The organism is Alteromonas sp. AMM-1 (assembly GCF_047290655.1).
GTDB classification, from domain to species: Bacteria; Pseudomonadota; Gammaproteobacteria; order Enterobacterales; family Alteromonadaceae; genus Alteromonas; species Alteromonas mangrovi.
This window is the reverse complement of sequence record NZ_JBLBUE010000084.1, coordinates 1-14,928: the sequence shown is the minus strand read 5'-3', so window position 1 is coordinate 14,928 and position 14,928 is coordinate 1. Positions and strand designations below refer to the sequence as shown.

The window sequence follows — 14,928 nt, the reverse complement described above, 5'->3', positions numbered from 1 at the left end:
ATGTTGTTGATATTTAATGAAATATTAATTTGGCTGTGAAGAGCAGGATACAAACCAGAATCTACTGATTAAGTAAATGTTACATTAGCGAATTGCGCATTCGTCGTGTAAAATTCATGCAACTGTCATTAATTATTCATGTTTGCGTGTAAGTGATTTAACCGTGTCGCCAAATAAGTTGTGGATGGAGCTGGTAGCTTTGTTCGTTTTACTACCTATGCTGTTTCTTGTTGGTATTCAGTACGCTGGCCCGTACCTGTTGGCTGCATTGGTAGTCATTGGTGGTGTGTGTTTGTGGCTGTTATTAGCCGACAAGTCGTTTAAGCGTTTCCGCTTGTGGAACTGGCAGCAGGGCAAGCCCCATTTACTGGCTTCATTAAAGCTATTTATTCCCTGGGCCTGTTTAACCGCCATGATGGTGTACTGGTGGTTGCCCGACGCATTTTTGCAATGGCCCGCAGAACAAACCTCGCTTTGGTTAATGACACTGGTGCTTTATCCCTTGTTGTCAGTGGTGCCGCAGGAGATTATCTACCGCACTTTTTTCTTCCACCGTTATAAACAAATTATGCCCTCACGGTATATCAGAGTTGGCGTAAGCACCTTACTGTTTGGCTTTGCGCATGCCATATATGGCAATTGGATAGCGGTGGTGGTGTCGGCTATTGGTGGGGCAGTGTTTGGATTGCGCTACATGCAGAGCCGCTCTACAGCCGTTGTTATTGTGGAGCACTCGTTATGGGGCTGCTTTTTATTTACGATTGGGCTGGGGTCGTTTTTGTCGATTCAGCACACGTTGTAGGACGCTGCAAACCATTCAGGCCATGGGTGACATATTGCAGCGAGCCAAAAACGTTTGCCATAGGTTAATGTGTTCTTTCATAGCCTGTTGATACCTTCCAAATTCCTGCGCTTGCTTCTGTAAATAGGCTTTAAACGCGTCTGGTAAATCAGGGTGTTGTTGCCATTCGTTTGAAACCGGCTCAAATGCATAGTGGAACGCATTGATTCGACCACCCACCGGTTGGATTTTCTCAATAAAAAACAAATAAAACACATTGCGCAAAATGGCGGCGGTATCGTCATTACGCCCGCTACCACAGGATTGATCCGGTAATGCACTGGCCAGAGCTTTGGTGATAACCGGCAGGCCCAGAGCCAATTGTCGCTGAGCCAGCCAGACACTGGCAGGTAATCGCAAAATTGCAAGTTGTTGAAGCTGGCTTTCCAGCTTCTTCGCCTGTGACGTGCCGGAAGTCTGATACGCATTTAATTGTGCCAGTCCGGCTACTTGCCCAGTGATATCGAGCTGTGGCGATACCAGTAAATCGGGTATCGGGCGGCTAAACGCCTGTTTAGTTTCTTCACTGAGAGTGAGCATGTTGCTCCAATGAACGGTTAAGTCTGCATGCTTGATTGCTTGCCAGTGTTGCAGGGTAGGCAGGAGCGATATGGACTCCTCTGAGGTAACCTCAGATTGCTGATAAAATGCAATACACTGGCTCAGAGCTGCAAGCAATGTGTGTTCATAGTGCAAGCGAACTGAATATGCCTGAACTTTGCCAAGTGCAGTGTTGCGCTGTGCAACCAGGCTGCCAAGCTCACAGGTTTGAATCTTGTAAAGTTCAGTTAGGTCTATGGCGATTTCCGTTGGATGCTTAAGCAACTCGCTGCGGGCAGGGTAAGGTAGCGGCAGAGTTTCAGGTAAAGCGGGGATGCTGATATCCAACGTGCGCGCTAATCGGGTTTGGTATTCCTGAAGGTGAGCGGCAGAATTTTCCGGTGCGCAACCAATGAGAAGCATTAACAAGGCAAAAATCAGCCAAATCCAGTAATGCTGGGATCGCTGCATACTTATTAACCCTGAAGTGTTATCTACAACTGTTGGCAAATCTGGTTGACGTCCTGTTGCGCGGTGATGAGATATTGACCACCAAATAATACGGCATGATTAAGTACGTGGTAAAGCTGATAAAGTTTACGGCGCTTGGCATAATCTGGCTCTAAAGGCCAGGTTGACTGGTACCCTTCGTAGAATGCCTCAGGCAATTTTCCGAACAGTTCGGTCATGGCGATATCTGTTTCACGGTCGCCTATATAAACGGCAGGATCATAGATAACGGGTTGATTATGGCAAAATCCAATATTGCCATGCCATAAATCACCGTGAACCAGTGAAGGGAGGGGCTGATGATGTTGTAAAAATGTATGAATGCGCGTTACGCATACATCAATATTGCACCATTTGTGGCCTTGTCTTGCCAGCGATTCCAGCATAACGCCGATGCGATATTCTGCAAAAAATTGCGCCCAGCCTGAGGTAAATTCATTGGTCTGGCGCGTTTGACCAATAAAATTGTGGCGGTGCCAGCCAAATCGGTTGGTGGTGGGAGAGCGGTGCATTAAAGCCAGTTGTTCGCCACACCGCCACCAGAGTGCTCCGCTGGCAGGTTGTAGCTTCAAAAATTGCAGTACCAGGTATTCCTGTAAGCCACCGTTTTCTTCAATGACGCCCTGGCAAATGACAGCGGGAGTTTTAATGCATTGTGTGGCGGCTAACGCGGCTAATCCCTCTGCTTCGGCATCGAGAGCCAGGTCGTTAGGGTGCTTCATCGTGCGGTATTTAACAAAGTATCGCCTGGCGTCATCGCGGATCATTACACTCTGATGCGAATCTGTGCCGTGCAGCACTTGTCTGTGCTGACACACAAATAAATTACCGGTTACCTCTGAAATCGTTTCGCTGATGAATTGCCACATGTGCAGGTAATGTCATGGGGTTTACTGTAAGTATGGAATAATTTGATGCCTTTGCCAGTTCAGCATGCAGGAATTTTGTGATTTTTTGCCTACCATTTAGCCTTGTGCGTTGTATACCCGTTTGCAAAGCAGGCTGATTGATAACGATATTTCTCTTTTAAGCGTTGCATGAAAGATCGAAGGCGTTATAATCCGTGCAAACACAGGGGATTTACCCCTTTCACGCACCCATCTCAGGGTGTTTTTTTATGATTAAAGCAAACACAAGTGGCACAGAGTAGGTGTCACCACTGTAAGGATGATTCATGCCTGTTATTACTCTTCCTGATGGAAGTCAGCGTTCTTTCGATAACCCTGTCTCTGTATTAGATGTTGCTGCCGATATCGGCCCTGGTCTGGCAAAAGCGACCATTGCTGGTCGTGTAAACGGCGAGCGTGTAGACGCCTGCGACATCATTGAATCAGACGCTGCGTTACAAATCATCACCGCAAAAGACGAAGACGGACTTGAGATCATCCGTCACAGCTGTGCGCACTTAATTGGTCATGCAATTAAGCAGTTATGGCCAGATGCGAAAATGGCCATTGGTCCTACCATCGACAATGGTTTCTACTACGATGTTGATATGGAGCACAGTCTGACCCAGGAAGACCTGCAGAAGCTTGAAAAGCGCATGCTGGATCTGGCAAAAACGAATTACGACGTAGTTAAGAAAAACGTGAGCTGGCAGGAAGCGAGAGATACCTTTGAAGCCCGCGGCGAAACTTACAAAATGGAGATTCTCGACGAGAATATCCCGAAGGACTCTTTCCCGGGTTTGTATCACCACGAAGAATACATTGATATGTGTCGCGGCCCTCACGTGCCCAACATGAAGTTTTGCCAACACTTTAAAATAATGAAAGTGGCAGGTGCATACTGGCGCGGTAACAGCGACAATAAAATGTTGCAGCGTATCTACGGTACCGCCTGGGCAGACAAAAAGCAGTTAAGTGCTTACTTAACCCGCCTTGAAGAAGCTGAAAAGCGCGATCACCGTAAAATCGGTAAAACGCTTGATCTGTTCCATTGGCAGGAAGAAGCACCCGGCATGGTGTTCTGGCATAACGATGGTTGGTCGGTGTATACCGAGCTGGAAAAATTTGTGCGCAACATGCTGCGCCGTTACAGCTACGATGGAGTAAAAGGTCCGTTGATGATGGACCGCGTGCTGTGGGAACGTTCTGGTCACTGGGACAAGTACGCAGAGAACATGTTTACTACCGAATCAGAAAAGCGTGAATACGCCATTAAGCCCATGAACTGTCCTGGTCACGTACAGATATTTAACCAGGGGTTAAAGTCATACCGCGACCTGCCATTGCGTATGGCTGAGTTTGGGTGTTGTCACCGCAACGAGCCATCCGGTGCCTTACACGGCCTGATGCGTGTGCGCGGTTTTACCCAGGACGACGCCCACATTTTCTGTACAGAAGAGCAGATGCTGGACGAAGTGTGTAGCTGTATTGACATGATTTACGACGCCTATCGCACCTTTGGTTTTGAAAAAATCGAAGTAAAATTGTCTACCCGACCAGAAAACCGTGTTGGCAGTGACGAGATTTGGGACAAGGCTGAAAAAGCCCTGGCCGATGCGCTTAACAGCAAAGGCATTGAGTTTAAGTATCTGCCTGGTGAAGGCGCGTTTTACGATCCTAAAATTGAATTTACCCTGTATGACTGCCTTGATCGCGCATGGCAGTGCGGTACCGTGCAGGCTGACTTCTCTATGCCAGGCCGTTTAGGCTCTACTTACGTTGCAGAAGACGGCGAGCGCAAAGTACCGGTAATGATTCACCGGGCGGTATTGGGATCGCTGGAGCGTTTTATCGGTATTCTTACTGAAGAGTATGCAGGCTTCTTCCCGCTGTGGTTAGCGCCGAAGCAAATGGTAGTCATGAATATTACCGACAATCAGGCGCCCTACGCCAAGCAAATTACAGAAAAACTGCAGGAACAGGGTTTCCGCGTAAAGTCTGACTTGAGAAATGAAAAGATTGGCTTTAAAATTCGCGAACATACGCTCAAGCGCGTACCCTATATGCTGGTGGTGGGCGACAAAGAGATGGAATCGGGTCAGGTGGCAGTGCGTTCGCGCCGTGGCGAAGATTTAGGCAGTATGCCAATCGATGCCTTTATTAGTCTGGCAAACGAAGAAATCGCTGGAAAATCCATCAAATAACGGTATACTCGCGCACTACAATTGTGCCGCGAGTTTTCGTTGGTAACAGCAAAAATATAAGTGTCTGGTTTTAAAGAATTTCTTTCAAATATATAAAACCAGGTGAAGATTAAAAATGTTGGAGGATTAGCACATTAAAGGCGCTAACAATAAGGCTCAGGGCGATAAAGCCCGGATTAACGATGAAATTACGGCAAGAGAAATCCGCTTAATTGCTGCGGATGGAAGTCAGGTAGGAGTGGTATCGCTAAGAGAAGCACTCAGCTCCGCCGAAGAAGCCAGTTTGGATCTTGTTGAGATTAGTCCTAATGCTGAGCCGCCGGTCTGTAAAGTGATGGACTACGGCAAATTCCTCTTTGAAAAAAGTAAAGCTCAAAAAGAGCAAAAGAAAAAACAGAAACTCATTCAGGTCAAGGAGATTAAATTTCGCCCTGGCACTGATGAAGGCGATTACCAGGTAAAACTGCGCAACCTGCGTCGCTTTCTGGAAAGTGGCGATAAAGCCAAAGTTACGATCCGTTTCCGCGGACGTGAAATGGCTCACCAAGATATTGGTATCGAACTGCTGGAACGTATAAAAACGGACCTGGAGGACGTATCAAACTGCGAATCTTTCCCTAAAAAGGTGGAAGGTCGTCAGATGATCATGGTGCTCGCCCCACTTAAGAAGTAGTAGTGGTTTAAAGTTTTTGGGAATCTGCACCCCAAAACACCCTGCTATAAATATTAACCGGTAGAAAGGTGACTGCACACCCCAAACCGATATTAACAATGCGGAGTTTTAGCAATGCCTAAAATGAAATCTGTTAGTGGTGCAGCCAAACGTTTTAGAAAAACTGGTTCTGGCCGCTTTAAAAGCAAACAGTCTCACTTACGTCACATTCTGACTAAGAAGAGCTCTAAGCGTAAACGTCACCTGCGTGGCAAAAAACTGGTTCATGACTCTGATACTAAATTAGTACAGCGCATGCTGCCTTACGTTTAAGTTTGAGGAGACTGAATAATGGCTAGAGTTAAACGCGGCACAATCGCACGTGCACGTCACAAAAAAGTTTTAAAACAAGCTAAAGGTTATTACGGTGCCCGTTCACGCGTTTATCGCGTAGCGGTACAAGCTGTAACTAAAGCTGGTCAATATGCTTATCGCGACCGTCGTCAGCGCAAGCGTCAATTCCGTCAACTGTGGATTGCACGTATCAACGCTGCGGCTCGTCAAAATGGCATGTCATACAGCCGTTTCATTAACGGTCTGAAGAAAGCGTCTGTTGAAATCGATCGTAAGATCCTTGCCGACATCGCAGTACATGACAAAGCGGCTTTCAGCGCATTAGTCGTAGCGGCTAAAGGCGCATTAGCTTAATTATTTAATTAAGTTTAAGTTCTTTCGGAAAACGGCGAGCGGGATGCTCGCCGTTTTTCGTTTCAGCGAAAGAATTATTGTATAAATCTGTTCTTATCGCTTAAAACACTAGCGTTAACCGCTTGTGGTGCTTCAATGCCTGAGGTTATCCAGCAGTCTTCGTAAATGGAACAGTAACACAGACTTACCTCAAAACTGGCGTCTTGAAGTACAGACACCAAATCCGGCTCGGTAACCACAAATACCGAAACATCCTGCCCGGACGACACTATTGCCCGTTTACCTTTGTTGTGACGTTATTAACACGCTGGGCTACACCGACGTTTTGGCATACGCCCGGTCAATGAAAGCTGAATTGATTGCCAATTGGTATTACTGCCACCAGCATTTCAGGTTTAGTAAACCATTTGCGCTTTAAGCTGCGTTTCACGTTGAGAGTCCTTGTGATTGCACAATGTTAATTAATTGCTGCCACAGAAATTCACTTACCGGGCCATATTGTTCACCCAGCTTACGCACGGCACTAATTTCTCCGCGGATACTGCTGGTAACATCGCTTAAGTTTAAAGCCACTAATTCCCCCAAAGCCAGCTCTTCCGATACTTTATCGCGAGGAATATAACCCCATCCTGCGCCTTTCATAAGCAATGCTTTTTGTGTATCGCTGTCGTTTGTACGAATAGTAAATGCGGGTACCACGCCCATCATCTTCTCAATATCAATATCAATATCGAATGCCTGGGGCATCAGCAGAGGCAAATCGTGCAGATGACTGGAATGTTTGGGCGGTGTGTGCAAATTCCGCAGGCAGCTAACATGTAAAACAGCAATCACTTCAAACTGGCCGAAGGGCAGGGTGTCAAACGTCGCCAGTTCATGGAAACTGTGCATCCAGGGGGTGATGGCAATATCTGCAGTGCCTTTGATAACCTGCTGCAACGCGCCCAGTCGGGCCACCGAGGTTAAGTAGAGCTCTGTGTGAGGAAACGCCTGTTGTGTATTGATAACTGCATCGTAAATGGTGAACTGCTGGCAAATGGTATCAAATACCAGCTCAACTTTACGCTCGTGGTCACGGTTAAGGTGGGCAGCCAGGCCTGATATATCGGCTTGTTGCCTGAGTAAATACCGGCAGTGCGGCAACATGCGCTGTCCATCTTCAGTTAATTGCAGGCGGTTACCGCTTTTTTGCAATAAACTTAGCTTAAATTCTTCCTGTAACCGTTTAATGGCAATGGATATTGCGGGTTGTGTTTTATGTAACTGCTCGGCGGCACGGGCAATACTCCCCAGTTCGGCTACCGTAACAAACATGCGGAGTTGTTCAAGAGTCATAAATTTAATTTAATATATGGCTAAAATAGATTAAATATTATTTTGGTATGGATTGGCGTATATTGCCAGCATAAGCTTTAGGAGAATGTGTGTGACCCAACGATTTCATATTCAAATCAGTGCCGTATTGGCATTGGTTAGCGTGCTGGCAGGCTGTGGCGGACAAGCTGATGTGGCACCGGTAAGTAAAGATCAAACCAAGCTGGTGAAGGCAATTACACTCACTTTGGGAGATACGGGGGGCTACCGTGAATTTCCCGCCGTAGTGGAAGCCAGTGAAGACGCCACGCTGGCGTTTCGCGTGTCCGGTGAGTTGTCGGAATTATTGGTTACGTCCGGACAAATGGTTCAGTCGGGTCAGCTACTGGCGAAATTAGATCCCACTGACTACCAAATCGCCGTGGATCAAGCTCAGGCCAATTACGACTTGGCAAAAGTGCAGTACGACCGCGCAAAAACATTGCTGGAGAAGCAATTGGCGTCAAAAGCCGGTTTTGATGAAGCCAATGCGCAGTTACAAGTGGCAGCAGCGGCGTTAAAATCAGCCAAGACCAACCTGGCCTATACGCAATTACATGCACCGTTTGGTGGACAAGTTGCACAGCGCTTTGTAGAAAATTACGAAAGTGTCACCGCTCAACAGCCCGTATTTTCGTTACAGAAAAATACGGTAGTGGATGTGGCCATCCAAATTCCGGAAGATTTGCTGTCTAACCTGGACAAAGAAGCTACCTATCAGCCTGAGGTTAGATTCGACACGCATCCGGATGAGGTATTTCGCGCAACCTTAAAGGAATATGACGCTGATGCCGATCCGGCAACCAACACCTATAAGGTGGTATTTCAGTTACCCCGCCCTGATAGCTTTAACGTATTTCCGGGCATGTCGGCCACGGTGCGTGCACAGCTGGATCAGGTAATGAAAGTGAAGAGTGGTGGCTGGAATGTACCCGCATCAGCCGTGTTTGCCGATGCTGAAAATGCCCAGCAAAGTTATGTGTTTGTGATCACTGACAATATGACACTGGAAAAACGCGCGGTAACACTCGGCGGTATTTCGGAGCAGGGTTTTAAAGTTATACAGGGGTTAAACACTTCAGAACAAATTGTTGAAGCGGGGGTTCACCGCCTGAACGCGGGCGATACAGTACGGATTTGGCAAAAAGAACGGGGGCTGTAGTTGTGAACATCGCCAGTTATTTTGTTAATAATCGCACATCCAGTTGGATGGTGACCCTTATTCTGTTGATTGGTGGGATCATTGCGTTTTTAAATTTGGGGCGGCTGGAAGATCCGCAGTTCACCATTAAACAAGCCATGGTGATCACCCTGTACCCGGGCGCTTCGCCTACACAGGTAGAAGAAGAGGTAACCTATCCCATAGAAAATGCTATTCAGCAATTGCCTTATGTAGACAATATTCAGTCTGTTTCAACCGCCGGTAAATCCCAGATCATGGTAGAAATGAAAAGTATCTACCGCAAAGACGACTTGCGCGGGATATGGGAGGAGATGCGTCGTAAAATCAATGATTTGACGCCATCGTTACCCTCGGGTGTGTACCCGCCCAAAATTATAGACGATTTTGCCGACGTGTACGGCATGCTCATCGCTGTAACTGGTGATGGCTATCAGTATAAAGACATTAATGATTACGTGGATTTCTTAAAGCGAGAACTGGTGCTGGTTGACGGGGTAGGCAAAGTTACCCTGCAAGGCGAGCAGGACGAGCAGGTTTTCGTAGAAATATCGCGTTCTAAAATCGTGTCACTGGGGATCAGCCCAAGTCGTATCAGCTCTTTGCTGGTTACACAGAATCAGGTATCCAATGCCGGAAGGGTAAAAATTGGTGATGAATATATTCGCATTTACCCAACCGGCGAATTTGAATCGGTTAAAGAACTGGAAAACCTGTTAATTAGCCAGGCGGGCGCGTCTGAGCAAATTTACTTATGTGATGTAGCGCGTGTTTACCGGGGCTATGAAGAAGTACCAGATAACTTAATCCAATACGCCGGGCAACAGGCCTTGCTGCTGGGGATTTCATTTGCCGATGGCGTGAATGTAGTGGAAGTGGGGGAACGTATTCAGCAACGCATGCAGGAGCTTGAATACATGCGTCCGGTTGGTATGGATACTGATTTCATTTATAACCAGCCGGCTGAGGTAGATAAGTCGGTGTACGGGTTTATGTTAAACCTGGCCGAAGCCGTGGGCATAGTGATTGTAGTGCTACTGCTGTTTATGGGACTCAAGTCTGGGCTGTTAATTGGACTTATACTGCTGCTTACTGTGCTGGGCACGTTTATCTTTATGCAGCAGATGGACATAAACTTGCAGCGTATTTCACTGGGTGCATTAATTATAGCCCTGGGGATGCTGGTTGATAATGCCATTGTGGTTACCGAAGGGATCCTGATAGGCATGAAGCGCGGAATGAGCAAACGCGATGCCGCTGCACAGGTAGTGAGCCAGAACATGTGGCCCCTTTTAGGTGCCACAGTGATTGCAATCATTGCCTTTGCGCCGATTGGCCTGTCGAGCGATGCTACCGGTGAGTTTGCTGGCAGCCTGTTCTGGGTATTGTTTGTTAGCCTGTTACTGAGCTGGGTAACCGCAATCACACTGACGCCTTTCTTTGCTTCATTACTGTTTAAAGATGAAGACAATGGCGCCGAAGGTGAAATTAAAGACAGTGAAGATATTTATAAAGGCATCATTTTTGATGTGTTTAGCGGTATATTGGGCTTTGCCTTGCGTTGGCGCTGGCTTACCGTTACTACCATGGTTGCGTTACTGGTAAGTGCTGTTATTGCGTTTGGGCAGGTTAAGCAGGCATTTTTCCCGCCGTCGACTACCCCCATGTTCCTGGTTGACGTATGGCATAAAGCCGGCACCGATATTCGTGTGAATGCCCAGAAAATGGGTGAAATTGAAAAGCACATGCTACAGCAGGATGGGGTAGAGGAAGTTACTACCACAGTTGGTCAGGGATTGGCGCGCTTCATGCTCACTTACAAAACCGAAAAAAGCTATCCCACTTATGCTCAGTTGGTGATCCGCATGCGCGATGGAGAAGCGCTGGAAGCTCAATTGCCCAAGTTGCGTGACTACATGGAATCTGAGCATAGTGAGATGTTCTTCAAAATTAAGCGGCTGGAAATTGGGCCCTCTACCGATGCTAAAATTGAAGCGCGTTTTAGTGGCCCCGATCCGTTGGTACTGCGTCAATTGTCGGAAGAAGCCAAACGCGTATTAGAGAGCGACCCCGGTGCGCGTAATATTCGCGATAACTGGCGTCAGCAAACCAAAGTGATCCGCCCGGTGTTTAATGAAGCGGCCGCAAGACGGGTAGGCATTAGCAAAGCTGACTTGGATAGCTTGTTGTTAACCAGCTTCAGCGGTGCCCAAATTGGCGTGTATCGCGATGGTACAGATTTGCTGCCTATTATCAGCAGGCCACCACCGGAGGAGCGCCTTACGGCGGATAATCTGGAAAACCTGCAAATTTATTCGTCTACTGCACAGCAGTTTATTCCGATTACCCAAATTGTGCGCAAGTTCGACGTAGTATGGGAAGATCCTATTATTATGCGCCGCGACCGCAAGCGCACCATTACGGTGATGGCCGACCACGATATTTTAGGTACTGAAACGGCTGCCAAGCTTTTCTCTCGGGTACGTGGCCAAATTGAAGCGATTGCATTACCTGTGGGCTATGAGTTGGAGTGGGGGGGCGAGTTTGAGGCCTCTACCAAAGCACAAAAAGCCATTTTTGGTTCGCTGCCGCTGGGTTACCTGATCATGTTTATTACCACCGTATTGCTATTTGCCTCTGCGCGAATCGCTGGGATTATCTGGGCATGTATTCCATTGGCACTCATCGGAGTAAGTTACGGATTATTGATTACCGGCGCACCGTTTGGCTTTATGGCGTTACTGGGTTTCCTGAGCTTGTCGGGCATGATCATTAAAAATGGTATCGTGCTGGTTGAGCAGGTAAAGCTGGAACTGGAAGAAGGCAAAGCACCTTATTCTGCCTTGTTTCATGCAACCTTGAGTCGTGTGCGACCGGTATGTATGGCGGCAATTACTACCATTTTGGGCATGATCCCGCTGTTGTTTGACGACTTCTTTGCCAGTATGGCCGTGGTGATCATGTTTGGTCTGGGCTTTGCCACCTTACTGACGCTGGTGTTTGTGCCGGTGTTGTACAGCCTGGTATTTAAAATAAAGCCTGCTCACTAACGAAAATTCCATAAACAACCCGGCCTGATCCATCACGCCGGGTTTTTTTGTAAGTATTTCACTCAGGTATGACTTCGCTACAAACTGCACAGCTAATTGATTCGTAACTTATTGGTTTTAATAAGGTTAATAATGGTACGTATTTAGCAGATATCCATTTATGCGCAAGATTGCTACAGCTAGTGATGGCACAGCGCATAAGGCCCGGCGAAGGTCTGTTCGGGTAATTCTTCTGAATACTATGGAGCGAACTATGAATACCGATATAGCGAAAGGCAAATGGTTACAACTTACCGGTACAGTTAAGCAGAAGTGGGGCAAACTTACCCAGGATGAAGTTGAGCAAATGGAAGGTAAGTTTGAGGTTTTCTACGGCAAAATGCAGGAAAAATATGGCATGAGCAAAGAAAAAGCCCGTCGCGAATTTAACGCACTTCAATCATAAAGGTGATACATTGGCACTGTGCAATATAGCCAGTGCCAATGAGGAGCAATCACTATGTTAACCCTGTCATATACCGGCCTGATACTGATTGATGTGCAAGGCAAGCTGGCCACACTGGTCGCCAATAGTAACGAAACTCTGGGTGCTGTAAGTACGTTAATTCAGGGGGCGAAATTGCTGGGACTGCCCGTAATTTGGGTGGAGCAATTGCCAGACAAACTCGGTGCAACCGTACCGGCAGTTGCAGCACATTTAAGTGGTTGTGAACCCTACGCTAAATCAACCTTCAGTGCGCTTGGCAACAGCGTAATTTCACAGGCTATAGCATCAACCGGGCGCAAAGATTGGCTGGTTTGCGGCATTGAAGCACATATTTGTGTATATCAAACCGTATGTGACTTGTTGGAAAACGGTTACAACGCACACGTGGTGAGTGACGCTGTGTCTTCCAGAAATCCGGAACACAAAGCCCTGGCGCTGGATAAAATGCAACGTTCAGGCGCTGTGCTAACCTGTGTGGAAATGGCACTGTATGAGTTACTACAGCGGGCCGATATACCCGAATTTAAAGCAATCCTGCCGCTTGTAAAATAGCGGAACACGCGTTTAGCCATAAAAAACCTGCAATTTTGCAGGTTTTTGCATTTTATTTGCTGAAATCAGCCCGTTAGGGTAGCCGTGCCTTTTATCCTTTGTGTAAAATGTCGGCCTTTTACAGATCCGGCCGTTTAGCAGCATTGATGCCTTTAGCCAAGCCGGATTTGCCACACAGTAATTTTGTACCAAATTGGGGTAATCATGGAGCTTGAAGCGATAGTCAGTCAGGCGAAAGCCGAGATTGATGCTGCCAGCGATGCAGCCACGCTCGACCAGGTTCGGGTGGAGTTCATGGGTAAAAAGGGCAAACTAACTGACCTGTTGAAAGGGTTGGGCCAGTTGTCTGCTGAAGAACGTCCACTCGCCGGGCAAAAAATTAACGAAGCAAAGCAAATTATTCAACAGGCCATAGGCGAAAAGGGCGATGCCCTGCGCGCAGCCGAGATGAATCAAAAGCTGGCCGAAGAAGCGGTAGATGTAACCTTGCCAGGCCGTACAGAGTTTGCAGGTAACTTGCATCCGGTTTCACGCACTATCATGCGTATCGAGCAATTCTTTGGTGAACTGGGCTTTGCGGTTAAAACCGGTCCGGAAGTGGAAGACAGCTTCCACAACTTTGACGCGTTGAATATTCCGGCTAATCACCCGGCCCGTGCCGACCATGATACCTTCTACTTTAACCCGGAAATTATGTTGCGCACGCAAACGTCGGGTGTACAAATTCGCACCATGGAAGCAGAAAAGCCGCCTTTGCGTATTATTTCACCCGGACGCGTTTACCGTAACGATTACGATCAGACTCACACGCCTATGTTCCACCAGGTAGAAGGCCTGATGGTTGATAAAAATGTGAGCTTTACTGAGCTGAAAGGCATTCTGCACGACTTCCTGCAAAACTTCTTCGAGGAGTCATTACAGGTACGCTTCCGTCCATCTTACTTCCCGTTCACTGAACCTTCAGCAGAGGTAGATGTAATGGGTAAGAATGGCCAGTGGCTGGAGGTACTCGGTTGCGGTATGGTGCATCCCAATGTACTGCGTGCGGTGGGTATCGACCCGGAAGAATACACTGGTTTCGCCTTTGGAATGGGCGTTGAGCGTTTAACCATGTTGCGTTACGGCGTGAATGATTTGCGCGCGTTTTTCGAAAACGACCTCCGTTTCCTCAAGCAGTTCAACTAAGGCGGCATCAACATGAAATTCAGTGAAAAGTGGTTAAGAGAATGGGTTAACCCTGCTGCGTCACAGGATGAACTGTGCGAACAGCTTAGCATGGCGGGGCTGGAAGTAGACGGCGTTGAGCCGGTTGCGGGAGATTTCTCTGGCGTAGTAGTAGGCGAGGTGGTTGAGTGTGGACAACACCCTGACGCAGACAAATTGCGCGTAACAAAAGTTAACGTAGGCGAAGACGAATTACTGGACATCGTTTGTGGTGCACCAAACTGCCGTCTTGGCCTGAAAGTGGCTGTCGCCAAAGTGGGCGCTGTATTGCCGGGTGATTTTAAGATCAAAAAAGCAAAACTGCGAGGACAGCCGTCTCACGGTATGCTGTGCAGCTTTTCTGAGCTGGGTATCAGTGACGATCACAGCGGTATTATTGAATTACCACTGGATGCGCCCATTGGTGCAGACATCCGCGATTACCTGAGCTTAGACGATGTTACGATTGAAGTAGATTTAACGCCCAATCGCGCCGATTGTCTTGGTGTTCGCGGTATCGCCCGCGAGGTTGGCGTATTAAATAATGCCGACGTAACCGAACCTCAGATTGAAGCGGTTGCGCCAACTATTGAAGACAAGCTGGCCATTACGTTAAGTGCGCCGGATGCATGTCCGCGCTATCTTGGCCGGGTAGTAAAGGGCGTAAATGTAAAAGCCCAATCACCACTGTGGTTAACGGAAAAACTGCGTCGCAGCGGCATTCGTAGCATCGACCCCATTGTTGATGTGACTAACTTTGT

At 47.5% G+C, this 14,928-nt stretch carries 14 protein-coding genes; 11 read left to right on the top strand and 3 right to left on the bottom strand.

All coding sequences use genetic code 11. The features are described from left to right. Positions 1-163: 163 nt before the first annotated feature. On the top strand, positions 164-802 hold the full coding sequence (locus tag ACLR2L_RS13105; RefSeq protein ID WP_413368631.1) for a CPBP family intramembrane glutamic endopeptidase: 639 nt from the start codon (positions 164-166) through the stop codon (positions 800-802). 15 nt (positions 803-817) lie between these two features. On the opposite strand, the gene ACLR2L_RS13100 is transcribed toward ACLR2L_RS13105, so the two are convergent. Both ACLR2L_RS13100 and ACLR2L_RS13095 read right to left on the bottom strand, forming a co-directional pair. Further along, positions 818-1,852: a DUF3080 family protein gene (locus tag ACLR2L_RS13100; protein ID WP_413368630.1), complete on the bottom strand. Its 1,035-nt coding sequence runs from the start codon at positions 1,850-1,852 to the stop codon at positions 818-820. Between the two features lie 23 nt (positions 1,853-1,875). After that, positions 1,876-2,760 carry a fructosamine kinase family protein gene (locus tag ACLR2L_RS13095; protein WP_413368629.1) on the bottom strand — a complete coding sequence of 295 codons (885 nt, stop codon included), beginning with the start codon at positions 2,758-2,760 and terminating at the stop codon, positions 1,876-1,878. Between the two features lie 305 nt (positions 2,761-3,065). Between ACLR2L_RS13095 and thrS the strand changes: the two genes are divergently transcribed. From thrS to rplT, 4 genes are all read left to right on the top strand, one after another. Continuing rightward, on the top strand, positions 3,066-4,982 hold the full coding sequence (gene thrS / locus ACLR2L_RS13090) for a threonine--tRNA ligase (protein ID WP_413368628.1): 1,917 nt from the start codon (positions 3,066-3,068) through the stop codon (positions 4,980-4,982). A gap of 133 nt (positions 4,983-5,115) precedes the next feature. Beyond that, positions 5,116-5,655, top strand: coding sequence for a translation initiation factor IF-3 (gene infC / locus ACLR2L_RS13085; protein WP_413368632.1), 540 nt, complete (start codon positions 5,116-5,118; stop codon positions 5,653-5,655). Between the two features lie 114 nt (positions 5,656-5,769). After that, positions 5,770-5,967, top strand: coding sequence for a 50S ribosomal protein L35 (rpmI, locus tag ACLR2L_RS13080; protein ID WP_140960249.1), 198 nt, complete (start codon positions 5,770-5,772; stop codon positions 5,965-5,967). Positions 5,968-5,985: 18 nt separating this feature from the next. Then, entirely contained in the window at positions 5,986-6,342 is a 357-nt protein-coding gene (gene rplT / locus ACLR2L_RS13075; RefSeq protein WP_140960247.1) for a 50S ribosomal protein L20, read from the top strand. Between the two features lie 426 nt (positions 6,343-6,768). On the opposite strand, the gene ACLR2L_RS13070 is transcribed toward rplT, so the two are convergent. After that, on the bottom strand, positions 6,769-7,677 hold the full coding sequence (locus ACLR2L_RS13070; protein ID WP_413368627.1) for a LysR family transcriptional regulator: 909 nt from the start codon (positions 7,675-7,677) through the stop codon (positions 6,769-6,771). A 91-nt stretch (positions 7,678-7,768) separates the two neighbouring features. On the opposite strand from ACLR2L_RS13070, the gene ACLR2L_RS13065 reads away from it, so the two are divergent. The 6 genes from ACLR2L_RS13065 to ytpR all read left to right on the top strand — a co-directional run. Further along, positions 7,769-8,857, top strand: coding sequence for an efflux RND transporter periplasmic adaptor subunit (locus tag ACLR2L_RS13065; RefSeq protein ID WP_413368626.1), 1,089 nt, complete (start codon positions 7,769-7,771; stop codon positions 8,855-8,857). Positions 8,858-8,859: 2 nt separating this feature from the next. Beyond that, the gene (locus ACLR2L_RS13060) at positions 8,860-11,925 is read left to right on the top strand and encodes an efflux RND transporter permease subunit (RefSeq protein WP_413368625.1); all 3,066 of its coding nucleotides are present in this window, start codon (positions 8,860-8,862) and stop codon (positions 11,923-11,925) included. 253 nt (positions 11,926-12,178) lie between these two features. Then, positions 12,179-12,370 carry a CsbD family protein gene (locus ACLR2L_RS13055; protein WP_140960239.1) on the top strand — a complete coding sequence of 64 codons (192 nt, stop codon included), beginning with the start codon at positions 12,179-12,181 and terminating at the stop codon, positions 12,368-12,370. Between the two features lie 54 nt (positions 12,371-12,424). Further along, the gene (locus ACLR2L_RS13050) at positions 12,425-12,964 is read left to right on the top strand and encodes a hydrolase (protein ID WP_413368624.1); all 540 of its coding nucleotides are present in this window, start codon (positions 12,425-12,427) and stop codon (positions 12,962-12,964) included. A gap of 204 nt (positions 12,965-13,168) precedes the next feature. Next, entirely contained in the window at positions 13,169-14,149 is a 981-nt protein-coding gene (pheS, locus tag ACLR2L_RS13045) for a phenylalanine--tRNA ligase subunit alpha (RefSeq protein ID WP_140960235.1), read from the top strand. 12 nt (positions 14,150-14,161) lie between these two features. After that, the coding region (ytpR, locus tag ACLR2L_RS13040) for a YtpR family tRNA-binding protein (protein WP_413368623.1) at positions 14,162-14,928 on the top strand (767 nt) is incomplete at its 3' end.